The 24,562-nt window shown below is 48.7% G+C and carries 18 protein-coding genes; 17 read left to right on the top strand and 1 reads right to left on the bottom strand.

The annotated features are described in order from the left end of the window. Positions 1-123: 123 nt before the first annotated feature. Both U9S71_RS18850 and U9S71_RS18845 read left to right on the top strand, forming a co-directional pair. Complete coding sequence (locus tag U9S71_RS18850) at positions 124-2,511, top strand: transglycosylase domain-containing protein (RefSeq protein ID WP_326329298.1); 2,388 nt, start codon at positions 124-126, stop codon at positions 2,509-2,511. 74 nt (positions 2,512-2,585) lie between these two features. Next, complete coding sequence (locus U9S71_RS18845) at positions 2,586-5,690, top strand: tolB protein precursor (RefSeq protein ID WP_326329297.1); 3,105 nt, start codon at positions 2,586-2,588, stop codon at positions 5,688-5,690. Here U9S71_RS18845 and U9S71_RS18840 read toward each other — a convergent pair. Beyond that, positions 5,668-6,024, bottom strand: coding sequence for a GIY-YIG nuclease family protein (locus U9S71_RS18840; RefSeq protein WP_326329296.1), 357 nt, complete (start codon positions 6,022-6,024; stop codon positions 5,668-5,670). The genes U9S71_RS18845 and U9S71_RS18840 overlap by 23 nt on opposite strands. A gap of 111 nt (positions 6,025-6,135) precedes the next feature. Between U9S71_RS18840 and U9S71_RS18835 the strand changes: the two genes are divergently transcribed. From U9S71_RS18835 to U9S71_RS18765, 15 genes are all read left to right on the top strand, one after another. Beyond that, the gene (locus U9S71_RS18835) at positions 6,136-6,909 is read left to right on the top strand and encodes a LexA family transcriptional regulator (protein WP_326329295.1); all 774 of its coding nucleotides are present in this window, start codon (positions 6,136-6,138) and stop codon (positions 6,907-6,909) included. 113 nt (positions 6,910-7,022) lie between these two features. After that, entirely contained in the window at positions 7,023-7,493 is a 471-nt protein-coding gene (gene rimP, locus U9S71_RS18830) for a ribosome assembly cofactor RimP (protein ID WP_326329294.1), read from the top strand. Between the two features lies 1 nt (position 7,494). After that, positions 7,495-8,733, top strand: coding sequence for a transcription termination factor NusA (nusA, locus tag U9S71_RS18825; RefSeq protein WP_326329292.1), 1,239 nt, complete (start codon positions 7,495-7,497; stop codon positions 8,731-8,733). Positions 8,734-8,842: 109 nt separating this feature from the next. Beyond that, complete coding sequence (gene infB / locus U9S71_RS18820; RefSeq protein ID WP_326329290.1) at positions 8,843-11,758, top strand: translation initiation factor IF-2; 2,916 nt, start codon at positions 8,843-8,845, stop codon at positions 11,756-11,758. Between the two features lie 349 nt (positions 11,759-12,107). After that, positions 12,108-13,070: a formylglycine-generating enzyme family protein gene (locus tag U9S71_RS18815; protein ID WP_326329289.1), complete on the top strand. Its 963-nt coding sequence runs from the start codon at positions 12,108-12,110 to the stop codon at positions 13,068-13,070. A 55-nt stretch (positions 13,071-13,125) separates the two neighbouring features. Continuing rightward, positions 13,126-14,445 carry a Gfo/Idh/MocA family protein gene (locus U9S71_RS18810; protein WP_326329287.1) on the top strand — a complete coding sequence of 440 codons (1,320 nt, stop codon included), beginning with the start codon at positions 13,126-13,128 and terminating at the stop codon, positions 14,443-14,445. Further along, positions 14,414-15,442, top strand: a complete 1,029-nt coding sequence (locus U9S71_RS18805) for an FAD:protein FMN transferase (RefSeq protein ID WP_326329286.1) — start codon at positions 14,414-14,416, stop codon at positions 15,440-15,442. Before U9S71_RS18810 ends, U9S71_RS18805 begins: the two co-directional genes overlap by 32 nt. A gap of 19 nt (positions 15,443-15,461) precedes the next feature. Further along, the gene (locus U9S71_RS18800; protein WP_326329285.1) at positions 15,462-16,385 is read left to right on the top strand and encodes a hydroxypyruvate isomerase family protein; all 924 of its coding nucleotides are present in this window, start codon (positions 15,462-15,464) and stop codon (positions 16,383-16,385) included. 18 nt (positions 16,386-16,403) lie between these two features. Further along, entirely contained in the window at positions 16,404-17,648 is a 1,245-nt protein-coding gene (locus U9S71_RS18795; RefSeq protein ID WP_326329284.1) for a nucleoside permease, read from the top strand. A 93-nt stretch (positions 17,649-17,741) separates the two neighbouring features. Then, positions 17,742-19,421: a GMC family oxidoreductase gene (locus U9S71_RS18790; RefSeq protein WP_326329283.1), complete on the top strand. Its 1,680-nt coding sequence runs from the start codon at positions 17,742-17,744 to the stop codon at positions 19,419-19,421. Positions 19,422-19,462: 41 nt separating this feature from the next. Continuing rightward, positions 19,463-20,032 (top strand): gluconate 2-dehydrogenase subunit 3 family protein, encoded by a 570-nt coding sequence (locus U9S71_RS18785; RefSeq protein WP_326329281.1) that lies wholly within the window; start codon positions 19,463-19,465, stop codon positions 20,030-20,032. Between the two features lie 39 nt (positions 20,033-20,071). Further along, complete coding sequence (locus tag U9S71_RS18780) at positions 20,072-20,341, top strand: hypothetical protein (RefSeq protein ID WP_326329280.1); 270 nt, start codon at positions 20,072-20,074, stop codon at positions 20,339-20,341. A gap of 18 nt (positions 20,342-20,359) precedes the next feature. Beyond that, on the top strand, positions 20,360-21,052 hold the full coding sequence (locus tag U9S71_RS18775; protein ID WP_326329278.1) for a type 1 glutamine amidotransferase: 693 nt from the start codon (positions 20,360-20,362) through the stop codon (positions 21,050-21,052). 230 nt (positions 21,053-21,282) lie between these two features. Then, on the top strand, positions 21,283-21,849 hold the full coding sequence (locus tag U9S71_RS18770; protein WP_326329276.1) for a response regulator transcription factor: 567 nt from the start codon (positions 21,283-21,285) through the stop codon (positions 21,847-21,849). Positions 21,850-22,121: 272 nt separating this feature from the next. Next, a partial coding sequence (locus U9S71_RS18765) for a DUF7507 domain-containing protein (RefSeq protein ID WP_326329274.1) occupies positions 22,122-24,562 on the top strand: 2,441 nt, incomplete at its 3' end.

The raw sequence follows: 24,562 nt of genomic DNA, 5'->3' as shown, positions 1-24,562 counted from the left end.
TTTCATCATGGTGAATTAAAATACTTGAAATATAGGGTTTTGCCAATGAGTCGAAAGGGTAAATGTAGCGCGAAGCCAGACAATCCCGTATATATTATCAAAACAAATCGTCATCTTTACCCCATGTTTAAGGAGATACGAAACCGCTACATACGCTATATCGTTATCGGCATTTATGCCGCGATTGTGCTGGTGTGTATGGTAGAGGTAAATTTCCTTTGGTTGTTTGGCTATTCGCCCACAGCTGCGGATATCCGTAAGCCCATCCAGAATATCGCATCTGAGGTATACACCGCCGATAGCGTACTCATAGGTCGTTATTTTAAGGAAGACCGTTCTCCCGTGCCTTACGATAGTATTTCTGCCAACGTAGTAAATGCGTTGGTGGCGACGGAAGATATCCGTTTTTTCAGTCACAACGGCGTCGACTACCTCGCTATTTTTTCGAGTATAGCCTCGGCCCTACAGGGCGATCCCCGTGGAGGCAGTACCATTACGCAGCAATTGGCTAAAAACATGTACCGCACACGTTATAAGCAATCAACCGGTCTGCTGGGGCGTGTGCCCGGCGTCGGTGTGCTGGTGTTCAAGCTCAGGGAATGGCTCACCGCCTACAAGTTGGAAAGCAATTATGGCAAAGAAGATATTCTTGCCATGTACCTCAATACCGTATCGTTCAGTAACAACGCATACGGCATCAAAACCGTAGCAAGACGTTACTTCAATAAAGAACCATCTGAGCTGACCGCCACCGAAGCGGCCGTGCTAGTTGGAATGTTGAAGGGAACGACGCGATATAATCCGGTGCGTAATCCCGAGCGCTCACTCGAACGTCGGAATGTCGTGCTGGGGCAGCTATATAAAGCAGGGATGTTGGACAGCGCGGCTTATGAAACAGCGAAAGCGGAACCGCTGGTGCTCCGCCTGGGGGAGACCGATGAACTGGGGAGTGGCGATTCGTATCTGCGCACGGCGGTTGAGCGTTGGGTGGACGACTGGGCCACGGCAAACGGTTACGATATTTACGTGGATGGGTTGAAGATTTATACCACGATAGATTCGCGGGTCCAGCACCACGCGGAAGAAGCCGTAGCCGATCAGATGGCGGTTTTACAACAACGGCTCGAAGATGTCTGGCGCGGTGAAATGCCGTGGCGCGATGCGGATGGGAAGGTAATCGATGGCTTTTTGGAAGGATTGGCCGAAGGGACGACATACTATGCACAGTTGGATGAAAAATACGCCGGCAACAGCGATAGCATTTTCTATTACCTCAATTTGCCCAAAACGATGGAAGTGTTTACATGGGATGGCCCTCGGGAGGTGCAATACTCCAGTATGGATTCACTAGCGCATTACGCCATGATGCTCAACGCCGGGCTCATGACCATGGACCCGTATAATGGGGAAATAAAGGCATGGGTGGGTGGCATTAACCATCAATACTATAAGTACGACCACGTGGTTCAGTCAAAAAGGCAAGCCGGGTCCACGTTTAAACCATTCGCCTACCTGGCGGCATTGGAGGCCGGCATGTCGCCCTGTGACAAATACACGGACAAGTTCGTACGCATTAACTACGTAGAGAACGGCGAGGAAAAAGTATGGGAGCCTAAGAATGCCGATTGGGTATTCACGGGACAGGAGATGTCGCTGCGCTGGGCGATGGGACGGTCTGTCAACTCGATCACGGCCCAGGTGACGGAAGATGTGGGGTGGGATAAGGTGGTCGATGCCGCACACCGTTGCGGTATTACCAGCGAACTGGCATCGGTGCCCTCGGTGAGCCTGGGTTCGAACGATGTGAGTGTTTTTGAAATGGTAAACGCCTACGCGACCTTTATGAACGAAGGAGAGAAAGTAACGCCCGTGCTGGTATCTGAAATTGTGGATTATCACGGAAACACTGTCGTGACTTTCAACACCAAAGCAACACGGGTGATGAGTGAAGAGGTGGCCTGGCTGATGGGCTATATGCTACGGGGTACGATGGAAGAACCGGGAGGGACCTCCCAAGCCCTGTGGGAATGGGATCTGTGGCGGAAAAACAACCAGATTGGCGGGAAAACCGGTACTTCATCAGATTATGTGGATGGCTGGTATATGGGCGTTACAAAAGACCTGGTCACCGGCGTGTGGATCGGGTGCGACGAGCGCAGTATCCATTTCAAGAATTCGCAAACGGGTGAGGGGTCGCGAACAGCCTTGCCCGTATTCGGTAAGTTTATGGAGCGGCTCTACCTCGACGATTCGCTGGCCTATGACTACGGGGCTTTCCCCGAACCCGATGTGGAGATCAATCGGAAATACAATTGTCCGAGTCCGCGTATTATCCAGCCCGATCGCACCGACACGGATTCTATTGCGCCGATACTGCTCCCGGATACCGCTCCGGAAATGCCGGTGGACTTGGAAGAACTAGAGCGGCAAATTGATATCCAGCTGCCCGGAGCGGAGAAACAAGAAGAAATCGGCGGGGAGCCCCGTATACAGGATCTTTCAAAAAAATAATATGTTGCCGATAATTAAACTTTTTTCACCGATATTCGTTCTAATTAGACATTATAATCAAACACCCGTTTTCCATGACGTACCTTAATCGATTTTTCAGGCATTCGTTGTCAAATGCGTTTATCATATTGTTGTTCTGCACGGTTACTACCCATGTGCAGGCTCAATATTTCGGGCAGAATAAGATGCGGTATAAATCGCTTAAATTCAGCGTGTATGAGACCCCGCATTTCAACTTACACTATTACTTGGAGAACGATACATTGGTCCGGTGGTTGGCTAAGGAAAGTGAAGTATGGTACGAACTCCATCAGCAGGTCTTCCGCGATACATTCCTTCGCAAAAACCCGATTATTTTGTACGCCAACCACCCCGAGTTCCAGCAGACCACCACGGTACAGGGGGAAATAGGTGTGGGTACCGGCGGTGTTACGGAGGCATTCAAAACCCGGGTGGTGATGCCGGTGATGCAGACCAACAATCAAACCAGGCATGTATTGGGTCACGAATTGGTGCACGCGTTCCAATATCGTTTACTGATGGAGGGCGGCGACTCCACCCGCTTGGAAAATATCGGAAATATCCCCCTTTGGATGGTGGAGGGGATGGCGGAATATTTTTCTATCGGCAAGAAAGACGCCTTTACGGCCATGTGGATGCGCGATGCCTACCTGAACAACGATATCCCTTCCCTGAAGGCGATGACGGAGAATATGAACCAGTATTTCCCGTATCGGTACGGACAGGCATTTTGGTCCTATATCGGTTCTACATACGGCGACACGGTAATCATGCCGTTATTCAAAGCGACGGCAATGTATGGCTACGAGATGGGAATCAGACGGGTGTTCGGGTACGATTCGCAGACGTTATCCAACTTATGGAAGAACAGCATGATAAACGCCTACCGCAGCTTGCCCGTAGATACGGCGGTGACACCGGTGGGGAGGTCCGTAATCAATACTGGAAATTCAGGGCGGATGAATGTCTCGCCGGCCATCTCGCCGGACGGCAAATACATTGCATTTCTTTCGGAAAAAAGCCTGTTTAGCATCGATCTGTTCATAGCAGATGCCGCAACCGGCGGAAACATCAAGCGGCTCAGCAGCAAACTGACGAACGAGGATATCGATGAATATAGTTTTATCGAATCTTCCGGAGCGTTTTCCCCAGATAGCCGCAAGTTTGCCTTCAGCATCTTTAGCCAGGGCAAAAGCAAGCTGATGGTGGTAGACGTAGAAACGGGTAAGGAATTGCTGGTGGAGGCGATGGGAGACATTACGGAGTTTGCCAACATTGCCTGGTCGCCCGATGGGGAAACGGTTGCCTTTTCCGGATTGCAAAATGGCTACAGTGACATTTACCTCTACAACCTCAATACCAAAACGGTTACCCAGCTGACCAACGATCGTTATTCTGACTATCAGCCTGCCTTTTCGCGCGAAGGGAAGCGCATCGTGTTCAGCACAGACCGTGTATCGCTGCAATCGGATTCGAGAAGTGTGGACATTCCGATGAATATTTCGGTTATTGATGTAGAAACACGCACAATTTCTAATATCGATGTATTTCACGGGGCCAACAACTTGAATCCGCAGTTTTCGGCCGACGATAGCCAGATTTATTTTCTGTCGAATAGCGACGGTTTCCGCAATATGTACCGGTACACCCTGGCGGATGGCAAAGTAGAACGTTTGACGCAGTATTTTACCGGAATCAGCGGTATCACGGAGTACTCACCCGCACTCAGCCTTTCGGCCAATGGTGATGTGCTGTATTCCTACTTCCGCGACAACGGTTATTCACTTTACAATGCCAAGGAAGACGAGTTTAGTCCCGTGGAAGTCGACCCTTACGTGGTCAATTTTGACGCCGCGATGCTGCCGCCACCCGAGAACCTTGGCGTGGATGTGGTGAATGCAAACCTCAGCAATTTTAATCTGTTCCAGCGTATCGATAGTAGTCAAATTGCTTCGGTACCCTATAAGCCCAATTTTAAGTTGGATTACCTAGCAAATAGCGGAATGGGATTAGCTGTGGGCAGCCGCTATGGTGCAGGTATAGCCAGCGGTATTCAGGGGATGTTTTCAGATATCCTGGGCCATAACCAGATTTTTGCCGCACTGTCTATAAATGGCGAAATCTACGATTTCGGCGGACAGGTAGCATACATTAATCAAAAAAGCCGGATCAATTGGGGAGGAGCCATCTCGCATATTCCGTATATGTCGGGCTATTCGTTTTTGAACCAAGAAGAGGCAACATACGATACGTATATGATCCGAACTTTTCAGCAACAAGCAGAAGCATTTGGAGCGTATCCGTTTTCCCGGCACCACCGATTCGAAGTAGGAGGGGCTATAGCCCGTTACAGTTATCGAGTGGACCGCTGGTGGCAGGGAATAGGTAACAATAATTATGGCTATGGCGGGCGTGATAAAGTTTCAAATGAAGAAGCAAGTGAAATATTCGGGGGTAATTTTAATGCATTTACTATTCAACAGGTAAATACGTCTTTTGTAGGCGATAACGCAGTGTTTGGTATTGCCGCACCGTTGCAAGGCTACCGTTATCGGGTGGGAGCGGAGCAGTATTTTGGTGACTACAACTTTACGGCGTATACCCTCGACGCGCGGAAGTATAACCGATATGCACCGGTTACCATAGCAGCGCGTGCATACACTTATATGCGAGCGGGCCGCCACGAAGATGCTTTGTATCCATTATTCCTAGGATACCCACATTTGATACGGGGGTATGAAAGTGGCTCATTTAGAAACTCTCAGGACGAACGATTTAACTTCAACAGCCTGATGGGTACGCGTATTGCAGTGGTTAACCTCGAACTTCGACTGCCCTTTACCGGACCCGAGAAACTCGCCGTCATCCGGTCGGGTATATTATTCTCCGATTTAAATCTGTTTTTCGATGCCGGTTTGGCGTGGAATAGTGATTCGAAAGTTGCGTTTCGGAGTACACCCGAATATGTGGAAACAGTAGAAGGAATCAATGGGCAGCTCGTTAATGTCTATGAACGTGTGCCCGCACTCAGCGCCGGTCTATCCCTGCGGGTCAATCTCTTTGGAGCGATGATATTGGAACCCTATTACGCATTTCCGTTCCAGCGGGCTGACGTGAAATTTGGGACCTTCGGGCTCAATTTTGCGCCCGGTTGGTAAAAGCGGGTCGTACCCCTCGGTGCGATAAACTCGACGGGTTTATGCTGGCCATCGCTGCGGGGATGCCCAGAGCCAGCCAATTGGGATTACGCCGTCGTATTAAACGCTCTTTTTGCATGCGGGTGTAACGGCTTAGCTCTTTAAACCTGAGCAAAGCTTCTTCTTCGTTGGTAAACGCTTCGTGATACACTAATCGAGATACGTTGGAAATGGCCTCAAAAAACAAACCGTTAAGCTCTCGGTATGTTTTGGCTGCCTTTTGGAGGTCATCCGTCATGCCTACATGAAGGCAGTTGCGGTTACTATCGGTCAATATATAGATGTAATTATTCATGCTGTGGAAAAATAGTTATCTATTAATTTTCGTATTCTACAAAAAGTTACTAACTTTATTGGCACAATAGTACTAACTTATTTAGTGAATACAAATTTTATTTTCATTTTTATGTCTAACATTGCTAACAATCTTAAATATCTCCGCAAGAAGAAGCGGCTTACCCAGCAGCAATTTGCTGATGAAATGGGGATTAAGCGGGCATCCGTGGGAGCTTACGAAGAGCGCCGTGCAGAACCTAAGTATGAGTTGCTAAAGAAAATTGCCGACTTCTACAATTTGTCGATGGATGAGTTGGCTAATGACGAGATCAATGATAAGTGGAAGCCCACGGCGCGCGGCAATGCCGCCAGTGTGCGCGTGCTGAGCATTACGGTGGATGGTGATGACAAGGAGAACATCGAGCTGGTACCGGTAAAAGCCAGTGCGGGGTACTTGAACGGTTATGCCGATCCGGAGTACATTGCCGAGCTGCCAAAGTTCAGTTTGCCGATGTTTAGGCAGGGTACTTATCGGGCTTTTGAAATCAAAGGCGACTCCATGTTACCACTGCAACCGGGTAGTGTGGTTATTGCCGAATATGTAGAAAACTGGAGCGAAATCAAAGCCGGCCAAACGTATGTGGTTATTTCTAGGGACGAAGGCGTAGTTTACAAACGGATTGCATTTAAGTATAAAGCCGATAAGGGGCTGAAGCTGGTTTCCGACAACAAGACGTACGAGCCTTATTGGGTCGCGGCCGACGATATCTTGGAGATATGGAGGGCAAAAGCATACATCAGTACACAGTTACCCGAACCTACTCCGGAGCCAACAATGGAGACGCTTACCGCTATGATGACGCAGATGCAGAAGACCATTAGCACGGTAGTGGAAAAAAGGTGAAACGAGTGCTGCGCGATTTTTGATTTTTAAAGATTTTACTTATCTTTGCATGATCTTGAGAGAGAGGGGACAGTTGTAGTCCCCTTTTTTCATGGTTGTTAGTTTGTAAAAGCATGGCACATTCAATAGAAGATAAAGTCAGTGCGTTGGTTAAGGAGAAGATTGCCGACAGGGATGATCTCTTTGTGGTGGATGTGAATATGCAGGCCAACGGTACGTTGGAGGTGCTTGTTGACGGTGATCAGGGAATTAGCATCCAGGATTGCGCGGCGATAAGCCGGTTTGTGGGGTTTCAGTTGGAAGAAGGCGATGTAATCCCCCACGCGTATCGATTGGAGGTGTCATCACCCGGTATCGACAGACCGTTGAGCATGGAGAGGCAATATCGCAAAAACATTGGTAGAGCGGTTCAGGTATCCATGCCGGACGGCGCAACCAAAACCGGTAAATTGCTAGAAGTGGCAGACGGCGCGATCACCATCGTTGAAACAATAAAGGAGAAGGGAAGGAAAGCTGTTGAAGAACAGCAGACCATACCCCTCGAAAACATCACAACAATAAAGGTGTTAATTTCATTTAAATAAAATGAGCAATAGTATTAATCTCATTGACTCTTTTCAGGAATTTAAAGAGTTCAAAAACATCGACCGCCCGACGGTCATCAGTGTGCTGGAGGAAGTTTTCCGTAGTATGATTCGCAGGAAATACGGTGCGGACGAGAACTGCGATGTTATCGTCAATCCAGACAATGGTGACTTGGAGATTTGGCGTACCCGCGTAGTCGTGGAAGACGAGTTTTCTGAAGATGACGACTTGGAAATTGAACTTACCGAAGCCAGGAAGTTTGATCCGGATCTGGAGGTAGGCGATGACTATATTGAGGAAATCACACTGGAAAGTTTCGGTCGCCGGGCCATTCTGGCCGCTCGGCAGACGCTGGTTTCAAAAATATTGGAACTGGAGAAAGACGAAGTATTTAAAAAGTACAAGGATAGAGAAGGCGAATTGATTACCGGTGAGGTGTATCAAATATGGAAAAAGGAGACATTGGTGCTCGATGATGAGGGTAACGAGTTAATTTTGCCGAAAACGGAGCAGATTCCCGCAGACTACTTTAAAAAAGGAGATACCATCCGAGCGGTTGTCGATAAAGTAGAGATGGCCAATGCCAACCCACGTATCATTATTTCACGTACCGCGCCGGCATTTTTGCAGCGTCTGTTTGAATTGGAGGTGCCTGAGATATTTGATGGCTTGATTACGATTAAGAAAATCGTACGTGAGCCGGGTGAACGGGCGAAGGTGGCCGTGGAATCTTACGACGACCGGATTGACCCGGTAGGCGCCTGTGTAGGGATGAAAGGATCACGTATCCACGGTATTGTGCGTGAGCTCAGAAATGAGAATATCGACGTGATTAATTATACGAATAACACGCAGTTATACATCCAACGGGCATTGAGTCCTGCACGTATCGGATCGATCAAACTTGATGATGATCGCATGACAGCGGCAGTGTATCTTAAATCCGACCAAGTATCCTTGGCTATCGGCCGTGGTGGACATAACATTAAGCTCGCGGGCAAGCTTACAGGATACGAGATAGACGTATATCGTGAGGCAGAGGAAGTGGAGGAAGATGTGGATATCGAAGAGTTCGCAGATGAGATTGATGGTTGGATTATCGATGAGCTGAAACGAGTAGGGTTAGATACGGCCAAGTCGGTGCTGGCGCTTTCGGTAGATGAATTGGTACGGCGTACCGATTTGGAGGAAAACACCATCAATGAAATCATACACGTGCTGGAAGCTGAGTTTGAATAGCATTGGTGGCATGTACGCATTGCGGTTTATGCTTTTTTAATTCATTTCCAATAAACGCTTAAAAAAGTATACTTTTGTATAGCACTAAAACGAGAGGTAAATAAATTAGATGTCAGAAGGTAAGCGCATAACATTGCTGAAAGCAGCAAAAGAACTGAACATTGGTATAGGTACCGCTGTGGATTTTTTAGCCAAAAACGGCTATGAAGTCGAGTCCAAGCCAGCAACCAAGCTGGATAGCGATACCTACGATGTGCTGTTAAGGGAGTTTCAGGGCGACAAGATTGTGAAGGAGGAGGCCAACCAAATTATTATTGGCAAAATTCGCCGCGAAGAGTCGCCCGCTGAAGCGGTTGCGCCAAAACCTAAACGGGAAAACGATGCAGAGGAGATTCTGATTAAGAATACCGGTTCGTTTATACCGGAAGAACGACAAGAAACTGAAACCCCTGAACCGGTTCAGGATCAGGAAAAGCCTATTGAATCGGCCACGGCCGAAGAAGAGCCTCACCATACGGGGGGGATGAAGATCGTTGGCAAAATCGATTTGTCGGCATTGAAAAAGGGAGGGAAGAGCCAGCCAAAAGCCCCCAAAGAAGAAGAAGCAAAGCAAACCGATGAAGAAGCAGCCCCCCAAGAGGCGGTTGTGGAACCACCCGTTGTTGATCAGCCGGTTGAGCAGCCAAAAGAAGATAAGCCAGAAGTAGCGCCAGCCGAAGAAGTACCAACTGAAGAAGTGCCGGCGGCTGCGGCACCCGAACAACCGGCGCCGGAAGTGGAAGCAAAACCCGAACCGAAGGAAGCGGTAGCCAAGGCCGAACCGGTCAAGCCTCAAAGCGAGGTCATCCGGGCACGCGCACAGCGGCTTACGGGCCCCAATGTTGTTGGGCGTATTGAATTGCCCAAACATCAGCCGAAGGAAAAGCCTGTGGCCTCATCAAGTGCAGCAGGGGGAGCGGCTCACGACCAAAAACGGAAGCGGAAGCGGAAAGATAAACCGACACAACGCCCTGGAACGCATACTGCGGGAGCGGGTCAGCAAGGCGGTGCGAAAGGACGTGCGGATCTCAGAGGGAAACCACGCCATGGCGCCCCAGGCCGGGAGGAACCATCGGAAAAGGAAATCCAAGACCAAATTAAGGCTACGCTTGCACGCCTCAGTGGCGCAGGCAAGTCGAGCAAGTTTGCCCAGCGTGCCAAACTTCGTCGCCAGAAACGGGATGATATAGCCCATTCGGCTGAAGAAGCTGCAATGGAACAGGAAATGATGTCTAAGGTATTGAAGGTTACCGAGTTTGTAACTGCCAATGACTTAGCCAACATGATGGGCGTGCAAGTGACGCAGATTATTGCTACCTGCATGAGCCTCGGGTTGTTTGTTTCCATCAATCAACGCCTCGATGCAGAAACGATTGCTATTGTGGCCGACGAGTTCGGCTACGAAATCGAGTTCGTGAAGCCGGACGATGAAGAGAACACAGAGCTGGAAGAACCTGATAGCCCTGAAAACCTGGTGCCCCGTGCCCCGATTGTAACCGTAATGGGTCACGTGGATCACGGTAAAACCTCGTTGCTTGACTATGTGCGTAAAACCAACGTAATTGGTGGCGAGGCCGGGGGGATAACGCAGCATATCGGCGCTTATGAGGTGACGCTTGATGACGGTCGTAAAATGACATTTTTGGACACACCGGGTCACGAAGCATTTACCGCAATGCGTGCACGCGGTGCGCAAGTAACCGACATCGCCATTATTGTGATCGCAGCGGATGACAGTGTGATGCCCCAAACCAAGGAGGCGATTAATCACGCCCAAGCAGCCGGAGTGCCGATTGTTTTTGCGATTACGAAAATCGACAAACCCGGTGCAAATGCCGACAAGGTACGCGAACAGCTGTCTACCATGAATATCTTAGTCGAAGACTGGGGGGGTAAGTACCAATGCCAGGAGATATCCGGTAAGACAGGTCTGAATGTCGACTTACTACTTGATAAGGTGCTACTCGAAGCCGAGCTGCTCGACCTGAAAGCGGATCCGAAGAAACGTGCTGTTGGGTCGGTAATCGAAGCGAGCCTCGATAAAGGTCGGGGTATTGTTACCACAGTACTCATACAGTCTGGTGTACTCCGGGTAGGGGCACCGATATTGGCCGGTTCCCATAGTGGCAAGGTAAAAGCCCTTTACAATGAGCGCGGGCAGCGGGTAACCGAAGCAGGCCCATCAACGCCGGTGCAGATGTTGGGTATGTCTGGCGCGCCAACAGCGGGAGATAAATTTTATGAAATGGAAAGCGAGACTGAGGCTCGCCAGGTTGCCAACAAGCGACTGCAGTTGCAACGGGAACAAGGACTACGTACACAGAAACATATCACGCTTGATGAAATCGGCAGGCGGTTGGCTATTGGTAATTTCAAGGAGCTGAATGTTATTGTTAAAGGTGATGTCGACGGTTCCATCGAAGCCCTTTCCGACTCGTTGCTTAAGTTATCGACCGAGGAAATCCAGGTGAATGTTATTCACAAATCGGTCGGCCAAATATCTGAATCGGATGTATTGCTCGCTTCGGCCTCAGATGCGATCATCATCGGTTTCCAGGTGCGACCGTCTACGGGTGCCCGTAAGCTTGCCGAGCAAGAGCAGATCGATATTAGGTTGTATTCCATCATATACGATGCGATTGAGGAGGTAAAGGCCGCCATGGAGGGAATGTTGGAACCGAAATTTGAGGAGAAAATCGTGGCCAACGTAGAAATCCGCGAGACCTTTAAAATCAGTAAGGTTGGTACCATTGCAGGTTGTATGGTGCTGGATGGTAAAATCAACCGGAACCACAGTATCCGGATCATCCGTGATGGTGTAGTGGTATACTCCGGACACCTGGCTTCCCTCAAGCGTTTTAAAGACGACGTTAAAGAGGTGTCGGCAGGTTACGAATGTGGTTTGAATATTCAGAATTTCAATGACATCAAAGAAGGCGACATCATCGAAGCCTACGAACAGGTAGAAGTGAAGCGTAAACTCTAACGGCCATCGTAATACGACACCGAAAGATATGCAATCCGGTTTTCCAAAGCTGGGTTGCATTTTTTTTGCACCACCCGTGCCAACGTGGAGTTTTCGGAATGCTTCGTCATTTTACCGCTCGGTTCGAGCCAATCACGTAAAGCTGGTATCGGTGGCATAAAAAGTTTTCCACACCTTTGCCGGTATCGTTCAGTGTAATTAATACACTAAAGCGGTGTCTTATAGACTTATGGCACCGCATGGGGTGTTGGAACGCATGGTGGCCGTTGCCGAAATTAAATCGCCTAATTTTTGGATTTACATAAAAAGGCAGTAAATTCAGCCACCGATTTTATTGATTGTAGCTGAGATGACTGTTAAATCCATTTTTTTTTCGGGCATATTTTTGTTGAATATTGCCGTAGCTCAAGAAGATTTTAAACCCTATACACAACAGATTGAGGGGACTGCCCTCAATTTCACCATGCAGCCGATACCAGCCGGGACGTTTGCGATGGGCAGTACGGATGGTAACCCTGACGAGCAGCCCGTTCATGAGGTGAAGATCGCACCGTTTTGGATGGGAACATATGAAGTAACATGGGATATATACGAGCCATTTGTTTACAAGGACCTCGAAGTGACCCGTAGTGGCGGAAGTGTAACACCAGAGGTGGACGCGGTGACGCGGCCGACCAAACCTTATTTGGATATGACATTCGGTATGGGTAAGGAAGGCCATCCGGCACTAGCCATGACCCATTACAACGCTGTCCAGTTTTGCAAATGGCTGTACGTGCATACCGGCGTCTTTTATCGATTACCCACGGAAGCCGAATGGGAATATGCGTGTCGTGCTGGAAGCACTACCGCCTATAATTTCGGAGATGATGCGTCGGCATTGGGCGATTACGCCTGGTATGCAGCCAACAGCGAGAGTAAAACACATGCGGTAGGACAGAAGAAGCCTAACGCATGGGGGCTGTATGACATGCATGGCAATGTAGCCGAGTGGACCTACGACCAATATATCGCCGATTTCTATCAGCAATTTGAAGGCGCCACCGCTGATAATCCCGTAGCGGTGCCCGATAAGTTATATCCACATAGCATCCGCGGTGGATCTTTTGCCGACGACGCTCAACACCTGCGCGCGGCATCGCGCTTGCCCTCAGACCCTTCTTGGAAACAACTCGACCCGCAGATTCCGAAAAGCAATTGGTGGTTTCCCGAAGCCCCTTTTATTGGTTTGCGGTTGGTTAGACCATTGAACCCGCCATCCGAAGCTGAAATTATGGCCTACTTCGACCGGCCACCGATAGAGGATTATTAACCTCTTGTAACGATACGATTTAATTTTGTAAACCATTTAGATAAAACTAAAACAGATGGATAAAGCAAGTTTAGGCGGCCAACGCCGGGAATTTTTAAAAACATCGGCCCTGTTGGCTGGTGGAGCAATGTTGAGCGGGGCACCACTTATGGGTGCGCATGCAAGTGTGGATGACACCATCAAGGTGGCATTGATAGGGTGCGGGGGGCGCGGCACAGGGGCTTCCTTCAACGCCATTGCATCGGGCGCAAACATCAAGATCGTCGCGTTGGCAGACGCTTTCCGCGACCGATTGGATGAAGCGTATAAGAAGCTTTCCGAACGTCATGCGGATAAGCTCGACGTGCCTGAAGACCACAAGTTCGTTGGATTTGATGCTTACAAGCAGGCTATCCCACTTGCAGACGTAGTCATCTTGGCCACCTCGCCGGGGTTCAGGCCCATCCATTTCGAAGAGGCTGTCCGCCAAGGAAAACATGTCTTTATGGAAAAACCCGTAGCTACGGATATTCCCGGTATACGCAGGGTATTGGCTGCGGCTGAAGAAGCAAAACGGAAAAAACTTAATGTGGTCGTGGGACTTCAGCGTCGCTATCAGGCCAACTACCGGGAGGCGGTTAAGCGCATACAAGATGGTGCCTTGGGCGACATCATGTCGGGCCAGGTATATTGGAACAGCGGTGGCGTATGGGTACGGCCGCGTAAACCAGAGCAAACCGAAATGGAGTACCAAATGCGGAATTGGTACTATTTCAATTGGCTCTGCGGCGACCATATCGTGGAACAGCACGTGCACAATATTGACGTGGCCAACTGGGTGAAGGGTAGTTATCCGGTGTCTATACAAGGCACAGGGAGCCGTGCATGGCGTAATGGTAAAGAGTACGGAGAAATTTACGACAACCACGCGGTGGAACTGACGTATGCTGATGGAGCAGTGATATACAGCCAATGCCGCCACTTCGAAGGGACGTCCAATCGCGTTGATGAAACCTTTCAAGGGACGAAAGGACGCACCTACCTTTCGGCCGGCAACGATGCAGTATTGTGGGATTCCAAAGGTAATGAGTTGTACAGGCACCCAAAACAGGGCAATGCGAACCCCTATGAGCAAGAGCATGTGGAGTTTTTTGATGCCGTGACAAAGGGCGAATGTAAGTTTGAAAATGCCGAGTACGGCGCATACAGTACGTTGACCGGTATCATTGGTAGGTTGGCCACGTATTCGGGTCAAGTGATCAAATGGGAAGATGCATTGAAATCCAATATCGATTTGATGCCCGAGCGTTTCGCTTGGGATGCATTGCCAAAGATCCTTCCCGACGAAAATGGCCTCTATCCGTATGCGATACCCGGACAAACGGTGGTGCTTTAATGTGATTACCGTCATTTCCTGCTGGTTTGTATCAACGGGTGCCGGTAATCCGGGTTTAACGCGATACCAACTTACAGGCTATGCCCAGGGTACAACGTACAGGGTGGTGTACTATGCAAGCAATAAGGTGGTTTCAAATACATCCATTGACAGCGTGCTGTCGGTTATCGACAGTTCAATGTCATTATATAAATCCTACTCATTGATTAACAAAGTCAATGGTGCCAACGGCACTTTACGGATTGCGGATCAGCATTTCCTTCGGGTGCTCAGGCGGTCGTTTGAGATATACCGACATAGTGGGGGGCTTTTTGATATCACCGTAGCACCATTGGTGCAGCTTTGGGGGTTTGGTATAACACGCCAAGACCACTTCCCTGATACTATTGCGGTAGATCAGGTAATGACCTGTGTGGGTATGGATAAGATTAAGCTTAGGGGGCGGCGATTGACTAAAAAACTGCCCTGTGTAGCTTTAGACATGAATGGCATTGCCCAAGGGTATAGTGTGGATGTAATGGCGGACCACCTAGAAGGTCAGGGCGTTGTACATTATCTCGTAGAGTTAGGTGGAGAATTGCGCGTGAAAGGGCCGAAACCCGATGGAACGGCGTTCCGGGTAGGGATTGAACGCCCGACACGAACGGAAGAAAGGGGTACGGTGATTGAAGACGTTGTAGAAATACGGGAAGGGGCGATAACAACGGCCGGAAGCTACCGGAAGTTTGTGCAGGACGGGGATAGACGCGTATCTCACCACATCAATCCCAAAACCGGATATCCGTTTGCCACCGGCATCATAAGCGCAACGGTTTACGGTGAAGATGCCATGACAGCCGATGGATATGACAACGTTATTATGGCCATGCCGGTAGTGGACGCCATATCGTTCGTAAACCGGTTTAAGGGCATGGAAGTATTTATCGTGTATAAAGACGAGCAAGGCTCGGTCAGGGACACCATGAGTACGGGTTTTAAAAAATTTATAGCCAATTGATCATTAATAGTTAACAAACATGAAGAGAAGTCAATTCGTAAGAAACTCGCTCCTGGCAACAGGAGCCGTAATCGGCGGCGGTTTGTCGCCAGCCTTTGCCGATGCAACAAGAAGGTCCCCGCAGACGGGAACATTTAATCTTAATTATGGTCCCCATCAAGGCATGTTTGCAAACCATGCCGGCAAAAGCATCCTCGACCAGATCCAGTTTATGTACGACCAAGGGTTCCGTAGCATCGAAGACAACGGTTTTCCCGGTCGGTCGGTCGAAGAGCAGGAACGCATAGGCAGTCTGCTCGCCAAGCTGGGAATGACCATGGGCGTGTTTGTACTGGATAAAGGTGGGAATGGAGCGAATACCCTAACCGCCGGAAAGCAGGAGCATGTCGATGTTTTTCTGAAAGGCTGCCGGCAGGCCGTGGAACTCGCCAAACGATGCGGGGGAAAGCACACTACGGTGGTACCCGGTGATTACACCCGGAATTTACCCTTAGACATCCAAACCGCGAATGTGATCGAAGCGTTGCGGCGGGGAGCGGAAATACTCGAACCCCATGGGATTACGATGGTGCTGGAACCGTTGAGCGATACGCCGGAGCTGTTCCTGCGCTATTCGGCACAAACATACCTGATTTGCAAGGGCGTAAATAGTCCATCGTGCAAAATACTGTACGACGTCTACCACATGCAGCGCAATGAAGGCGATCTGATCCCGGCTATGGAGCGGTGCTGGGACGAAATTGCCTACATCCAGGTAGGCGACAACCCGGGGAGGAAGGAACCGACCACCGGAGAGATCAATTATAAAAATGTGTTTAAATACCTTTATGATAAAGGGTACCGCGGTGTGGTTGGCATGGAGCATGGTAAATCCGAAGGGGGCAAAGAAGGCGAGCTTAAGTTAATCGCCGCGTACCGTGAGACAGATAATTTCCTGAGTTAAGGGTATAGCATAAATGACATGGCCGCAATAACTAGAATCAAGCTCTCCCTGATGATGTTTCTTCAATTTTTCATTTGGGGAGCTTGGTTCGTTACTTTGGGGACTTTTTTGCCACAGAATTTAAACGCGTCTGGCTATGAAGTCGCCAACATCTTCTCTACGCAGTCTTGGGGGGCAATCATTGCGCCCTTCATTATCGGGCTGATCGCAGACCGGTATTTCAATGCCGAACGCATTCTCGCGATATTGCATTTGTTGGGAGCCGTATTGATGTATCAAATGTATCATTCGGCTAGTGTTGGTCAATTTTATCCGTACGTGTTTGTGTACATGATTGCCTACATGCCCACGCTGGCATTGGTCAATTCCGTTTCGTTCAGGCAGCTCGCTAACCCCGAGAAATCATTCTCCGGCATTCGCGTTTGGGGGACCATCGGGTGGATTGTGGCTGGGCTCGCTATCAGCTTCCTGGGATGGGACTCGGAAGGAGGGATTAAGGAAGGGTTGCTAAGGAATACGTTCTTAATGGCCAGTATAGCCTCGCTGGTGCTGGGGGTGTTTAGTTTTACATTGCCGAAGACACCGCCAATCGTGAAGGAGAACACAGGGAGGCGTAGTCTCTCGGAGGTGCTAGGCTTGGATGCTATCAGGTTGCTAGGTAACAAGAATTACCTCGTATTCTTTGTGGCCTCGGTATTGATTTGCATTCCGCTCGCCTTTTATTACCAGAACGCAAATTTATTCCTGTCGGAAGCCGGCTTGCCCAACCCAACGGGTAAAATGGCGATTGGGCAGGTGTCGGAAGCATTCTTTCTGCTGCTGTTACCGATTTTGTTTGTCCGGATAGGGTTCAAAAACACCATTATGCTGGGCATGCTAGCCTGGGCGATTCGCTACCTGTTATTTGCGTATGGAAACGCCGGTGAGCTGGCGTACATGCTGATTATCGGTATTGCGTTGCATGGCATTTGTTACGACTTCTTTTTTGTTTCCGGACAAATATACACGGATGCGAAAGCAGGTGAGAAGTACAAGAGCTCGGCCCAAGGGTTAATTACATTGGCTACGTATGGCGTGGGACAACTCATTGGGTTTTGGGTAGCCGGGTTTATCAGTGAGCATTACAAGGAAAACCCCACAAGTGACCCGTTATGGCAGAATATTTGGCTCGTACCGGCGGGTATCGCAGCAGTGGTATTGTTTTTATTTGCTGTCTTTTTTAAAAATGAGAAAACAACGGTTGCCGCTCCATCCAGAGAATAGCGCAATAAATTTTGAAAAATGACGTCATTAATAGTACCTTTATTAGGCTAAACAGACAACAGAGATATAACTAAATAACACGATAAGCAAACTATGGCAGATAATGTATATGATGCGATTGTAATCGGATCAGGGATCAGCGGTGGCTGGGCTGCAAAAGAATTGACCCAAAAAGGGCTCAAAACCATTATGTTAGAACGGGGTCGGAATGTAGAGCATGTAAAGGATTACCCCGCGGCGACAAAGCACCCTTGGGATTTTCCGCATCGCGGCGGCCGTACGCAGCAGATGATTGAAGACTATCCCGTATTGAGTAGGGATTATCCATTGAATGAGAAGAACCTCGATTTCTGGGTAAATGAAAAAGAAAGTCCGTACGTTGAAGTAAAACGTTTCGACTGGTATCGCGGATACCACGTAGGAGGTCGTTCACTGATGTGGGGCCGACAAAGTTACCGACATAGCGATCTCGACTTCGAAGCGAACCTGAAGGATGGCCATGGAACCGATTGGCCGATCCGGTATAAAGACATCGCGCCGTGGTATAGCTATGCTGAAAAATGGGCCGGTATCAGTGGCAACCGGGATGGCTTGGACGTATTACCGGATGGTGACTTTCTTCCGCCCATGGATATGAACGTGGTTGAAAAAGACTTGGCTGCCCGCATCAAGTCGCACTACCAAGGCAAACGGCATTTCATTATGGGCCGGGTGGCTAATCTTACGAAACCCCACGAAGGCCGAATGAACTGCCAGTATCAAAATCAGTGCTGGCTGGGCTGTAATTTCGGGGCATATTTCAGCACGCAGGCGTCTACGCTACCGCCGGCTGTTGCTACGGGCAACCTTACGCTCCGTCCGTTTTCTATCGTTACACGTATCCTTTATGATAAGGACACGCAGCGCGCTAAAGGGGTCGAAATATTGGATGCAGAGACCAACCAGACATATGAATATTTTGCAAAGATTGTATTTGTATGCGCTTCGGCCTTTAACTCCACATGGGTGTTGATGAATTCGGCGACAGATGTGTGGGAAGGTGGATTAGGTAGCAGCAGTGGTGAACTGGGCCACAATGCGATGGACCACCATTTCCGCTGTGGTGCCCGCGGAAGGGTAGAAGGCTATGAGGACAAATATTATTTCGGCCGTCGCGCAAATGGATTGTATATTCCGCGCTACCGGAATGTGGGCGACGATAAACGTGATTATGTGCGTGGCTTCGGCTACCAAGGGTCGGCCAGTCGCGGTCGTTGGAGTGGCGAAATCGCCGAAATGAGTATCGGCGGCGAATGGAAGGATGCGATGTGCGAGCCCGGATCGTGGTCTGTTGGTTTTACCGGGTTCGGTGAAATCTTACCTTACCATGAAAACAAGATATTCCTAGATAAAGAGGTAAAAGATAAGTGGGGGTTGCCTGTATTGGCTATGGATATGGAAATCAAAGAGAACGAGCTGAAGATGCGTAAAGATATGATGGAAGACTGCCAGGAAATGCTCGAAGTGGCAGGTGTAAAGGATGTCCATACATACGATAGCGGCTACGGCTTCGGGCAAGGTATTCACGAAATGGGTACCGCTCGCATGGGAAGAGACCCGAAAACATCGGTGCTGAATGGAAATAACCAAGTATGGGATGCGCCGAATGTATTTGTGACCGATGGTGCATGTATGGCTTCTGCGGCATGCGTAAATCCGTCACTAACCTATATGGCGTTGACTGCAAGAGCGGTTGATTTTGCAACATCCGAAATGAAAAAAGGCAACCTGTAATAGGCATGTGCTGCAATTGTTAATTTTAAAAAGAATTAGTTATGAATAGAAGAGAAGCTTTGGCACGGGTTGCTTGGATAATGGGGGGGACGGTCATCGGGGCCAATCTATTTTTAGAGGGATGTACGCGAGAGGCTACCAACAGCGTGGAGGGGCTTTTTGAACCGAATACGGTCGATTTCCTCGGTGATATCGCAGACACCATTTTACCCCCAACAAGCAGTCCAGGCGCGAAAGAAGCCGGTGTGGGTGCCTTTATTCCAGTCATGGTGAAAGACTGTTATACACCGGCCGATCAAAAAACATTCGTCGACGGGCTTGCATTATTGGAGAGCGCTGCCAAGGATAAGTTTGGCCGTAAGTTTCAGGAACTCAACGGCAGTGAGCGTACAGAACTGTTGGTGGCAATCGATAAGGAGGCGAAGGATTATCAGCGTAACAAAACAGGCGAAGATCCAAACCATTATTTCCATTTGTTCAAACAGCTCACTTTGCTTGGCTTTTTCACGTCAGAACTCGGAGCCACCAAAGCCCTTCGCTACGTCCAGATCCCCGGCAAATATGACGGGGATTACCCGTATAAGAAAGGGGATAAGGCGTGGGCGACATAGGGTGAATTTTCGTCGTATTTTTCTATTTGAGCAAACAGTATGGATACCGTAGAGTTAATACCTAAAGAAGATATTTCCAAGTACAAATTGGTACGGGCGTCGGAGGACCATGTGTCGGAGTTGCGGCAGAAATTACGCGGGGCTTTGCGGTTGGGCAATGAGTTTAAATCCAAAGCTACGATTACATTCCAAACGGTTGAAGGCCCCAAGCGTGTAGAAACAACCGTTTGGACACTTACTGAAGACGCACTTCAGATCAAGAACGGGGTGGTATTGCCTTTAGGCAGCCTATTGGATATCGATTATTAAGTTAGTTGCACGGTTGAAATGAACATCCATTATTTCCAGCACGTTCCTTATGAAGGATTGGGCCATATAGACGCGTGGGCAAGAGAGAATGGTCATAAGCTTACTTGCACGCGTTTTTTTGACGAATCATGGCCATTGCCCGAATTGTCGGAAATCGATGCGTTGATTATCCTCGGCGGTCCAATGAATGTGTTTGACGAGGCACATTACGCTTGGTTGACCGTGGAAAAGCAGTTCATCAAAGCCGCAATTGATTCGGGGAAGAAAATCCTCGGTATCTGTTTAGGTGCCCAGCTGCTGGCGAATGTGCTTGGAGCTGCGGTGAAACCGGCACCCAATAAAGAAATAGGCTGGTTTCCGGTAGTAGCTACCGATGAAGCGAAGGCTTTGTCGTGGTTTAGCGAACTTTTCGCTGCTGGGCCCACGGTATTCCATTGGCATGCAGACAAATTTGAAATACCTTACGAATCCATTAATCTGGCATCGTCGGAAGGTAATAAAAACCAAGCTTTTGCTGTTGGGGACCAGATATTGGCACTGCAATTCCATGTGGAAACGACGTTTGCTGACGTGCAAACGTTATTGGAAAATGCCAGGGCTGATGTGATTCCGGGTAATTTTGTGCAACCGGAGGCGGCGTTGTTCAATGATTCGGCGTTAGCATCGAGCCGCCAGTTGTGCAACGATTTGCTCTCCCGATTTTTTCGTTGATTTCCTACCTTTTATAAACTGAATCGCAGTTGCTGTCGTGTCGGGGCTAACGTAACATCCGGTGTTTCCTGTCGTTCGTATACATTTTTATGCCGTTTGCATGCTTTGATTTTCAAATAGTTGTTTGGCCACCTACCTTTGGCTGCTATAAAAGATCAAACGAACAGAAAACGTACTCTACGATATGCAGCATGGGAAGTAACTTAGCGAACGTTAAGCATAATATATTCTTGACTTATTGTCACGAAGTGGTGGGTGTTGCGATGAAGTGGCTGGTAAAGCAACATTTTCCGATGTCCGCCATTGGCGAAGCCAAGAATTTTCAGGAGACACTTAGCGATCTACCCAAGAAAAATTATGATTTGGTGGTGCTCGATGCGGAGATTGGGGATAACGCCCACCTATTAGGTGCCGTACAGCGCATCAAGTCGCTCAGTCCGCTGACCCGTATATTAATCTTTTCTGAATTGGATGAGGCGGTATACGGCCCAAAGTATCTGGCTTTTGGGACGAATGGGTTTTTAGCGAAAAACGCCGACGTTGATGATATCGTGCTTGCCATTGAGACCGCGTTGCGCGGGGATGTTTTCCATGGCGGGGATAAAGTAGACCACCGATTGTCGTCTCGGGAATACCAGATTGCCGACTTACTGGTCAAAGGGACGTCGCTTTCTCAGATCGGCAAGTCGATCAATTTAAAGGAAACAACCATCAGTACCTATAAGAAGCGTATATTCGAGAAGTTAGGTGTGAAAACCCTGTCTGATCTCATTTCCGTTTGGGAGATTTATCAGTAATACCGCACCCGGTTTTTACTGTCTTATCCCTTCCCGTCATCCATTGTAGCATAACCGCTACACAAATTGCCGTTCACATACATTTTCCTGTCGTTCGTATACACTAGATTGTCGCCCGTGCTGCAATTCATTCTCTTTGTGTGCCTCAACAAGGTGTAGGGCCTTGAAGAGCAAATAAGTTACATCTATTAATTTACAATTTGAGAAATGAATTTGGGGTCTAACCACATCACTTATCTGAAGTTTCATTGTCTTGATTTCAACGTATCATTATGAATCATAGATTTTTACTTAGTGTTTTCAAGAAGACATTAACTTTTGTTTTACTAACCACACTGTTTGGCGGTGTAGATAGCTTTGCTCAAACGTCCGGCTATGGTGATTTCATTATTTTTGAGGATTTTGGAAGGGCGATTCCTAATAATCCAGATCATGAGTATTACTCATCATCTCAGAACAACGACGGTGGTGAGGTTTATTTTAGAAAGGCGTCGTTAAGTGATATTGATCCGACTAACCTACTTTTCTATATTCCTTCGAATCCTCCAAGTTCATATGGTCAATCCCACTTTGGACCGCAGTATCGGGATAATGTAAAGCGGGGTTCTTATTCAATCGTCACGAATTCACGAGGGTATCGAAATATATATTTTCATGCCGGTCCTGACCATACGGAAGGCGATGATGGGGATGGGTTGGGCTACATGTTGTTAGTAGATGCGCATTCAAGTACCGAACTGTATTTTGATAGGGAAATAAATGAATTGTGCGCGGGAACGAAGTTTGAATTTTCTGCGTGGATTAAAGATGTTAACAATGAAAACAAAACGAAACCGCGGATTCGTTTTGACATTTTAAACGCCTCTAATGGCGCGGTAATCAGTTCGTATTCTAGTACCGATGATGATATTTCTCCTGTCAACGAATGGAGGAAGATAACCACGGAGTTTGAGATGCCTTCCGGTGTAAGTGAAATCAAACTTAAGATCACTAATATCGTAGCTAATCACGACGGCAATGACATCGCGATTGATGACATTGGTTTCCGACCAATGGGACCAAGCTTGAATTTTGTGGTGAGTCCACAGCTCCCCGTATGTGCAGATGGACCGGTTACCTTCACGGCCAATGTGGTTAACGCGAGTGAGGCTTACCCCACCAATCATTTCGTGTTGCAACGGCGCGAAAATGGCGGCTCGGGAACTTGGGAGAACGTTGGGAATTACAAAAAAAGCTCCGGGACGAATCCAGTGACATTCGAGGTAGGAGCCACAGCATCGCAGAATAACTATGAGTTCCGTGTGGTGGTTGCGGGTGATGAGACGACGCTAGGCAACGAAAATTGTAGTGCGGTATCTGACGAGATTTTATTACAGATAAACAATCAGGTCGCTGAGATATCCGTCACCGGTGGTGGCGCAGAAATTTGTATGGGTGAGGCTGCTCAACTAAGCGCTTCCGTGACCGGTGGCATTGGTGACCCCGATTATATTTTTGTTTGGGAGAAATCGACCGATCAATCCACTTGGGAAGCCGTTCTGGGAGCAACGGAAGCCACGTTGAATACCGGCGCATTAATGCAGACCACGTATTATCGGGTTACCGCGTGGATTGGCGGTATTGACGGATGCCCGGGGGCTGGCGCTTCAGCGATTTTTACCGTTACGGTAAACCCAATGCCGGATGCACCTACCGTCACCGACCGGATTACATACGTCGGCGCTACCGGGATCGAATATAACGCAACCGCATTGCCGGATTATACATTGATCTGGTTTGACGAAGACGGTGATCCGCTTGCGCCAAATGAAAAACCTGCTGTTAACACATCGGCACCAGGTGAATTTACGACCTATGTGGCCCAGCAGAACGATGAAACAGGCTGTATCAGTCTGATTGTCCCTGTGAAGGTTTTTGTAAAACCTGTTGAGCTCGCGGTTGAAAAGGCGGTTAACCTGAGTGAAATCGATGGTCCAGAGCAATTGGAATATACGATTGTCGTGACGAACACGGGCGAATATGATCTGACAGATGTCAGCGTAATAGATGTGTTGAGGCAACAAGATGCTACGGACGAGATACTCGATGTCGGCGTTGCTGTTGAATCCGGGAACGCCGACAATATCTTGGAAATAGGTGAAACGTGGACCTACACATTTGTGTATGCCGTCGGTCAACCGAGCATTGATAACGGTGCAGTTCTGCTGAATACAGTTTCGGTGACCACCGAAGAAGGAGCCACGGATGAAGATGATGCCACGACGACGATTACGCAATCACCTTCGGCTACGGTAACTAAGGAGGTTGACCTTACGGTTATCTCAGCTCCGGCCACATTGAACTATACGATCACCGTGGTGAATACGGGCAACGTGAGCCTTACCGGCATTGCAGCATCCGATGCGGTCGCACAGGATGGTACAAGCACTGCATTGACTTTGGGTACGCCCGTTGGCGACACAGATAATGATGGCAACCTTGATGTGGGGGAGACCTGGAGTTATACGGTCAGCTACGCAGCGAATCAGTCGCACATCGACAACGGCAGCGACATCGTGAACACGTTCACTTTCGATGCCGATGAACTTACCGTGGCGGTAAGTGATGATGCTACGACGACGATTACGCAAACGGCCTCCGTATCGGTCGACAAATCAGTTGACCAAGGGAGCATCGCTGCCCCGGCTACCTTGAACTACACGATCACGGTGGT

This window comes from Parapedobacter flavus (assembly GCF_035818675.1).
Lineage (GTDB): Bacteria > Bacteroidota > Bacteroidia > Sphingobacteriales > Sphingobacteriaceae > Parapedobacter > Parapedobacter flavus.
Note: the sequence above shows the minus strand (reverse complement) of the source record. Positions and strands in the feature narration are given on the sequence as shown.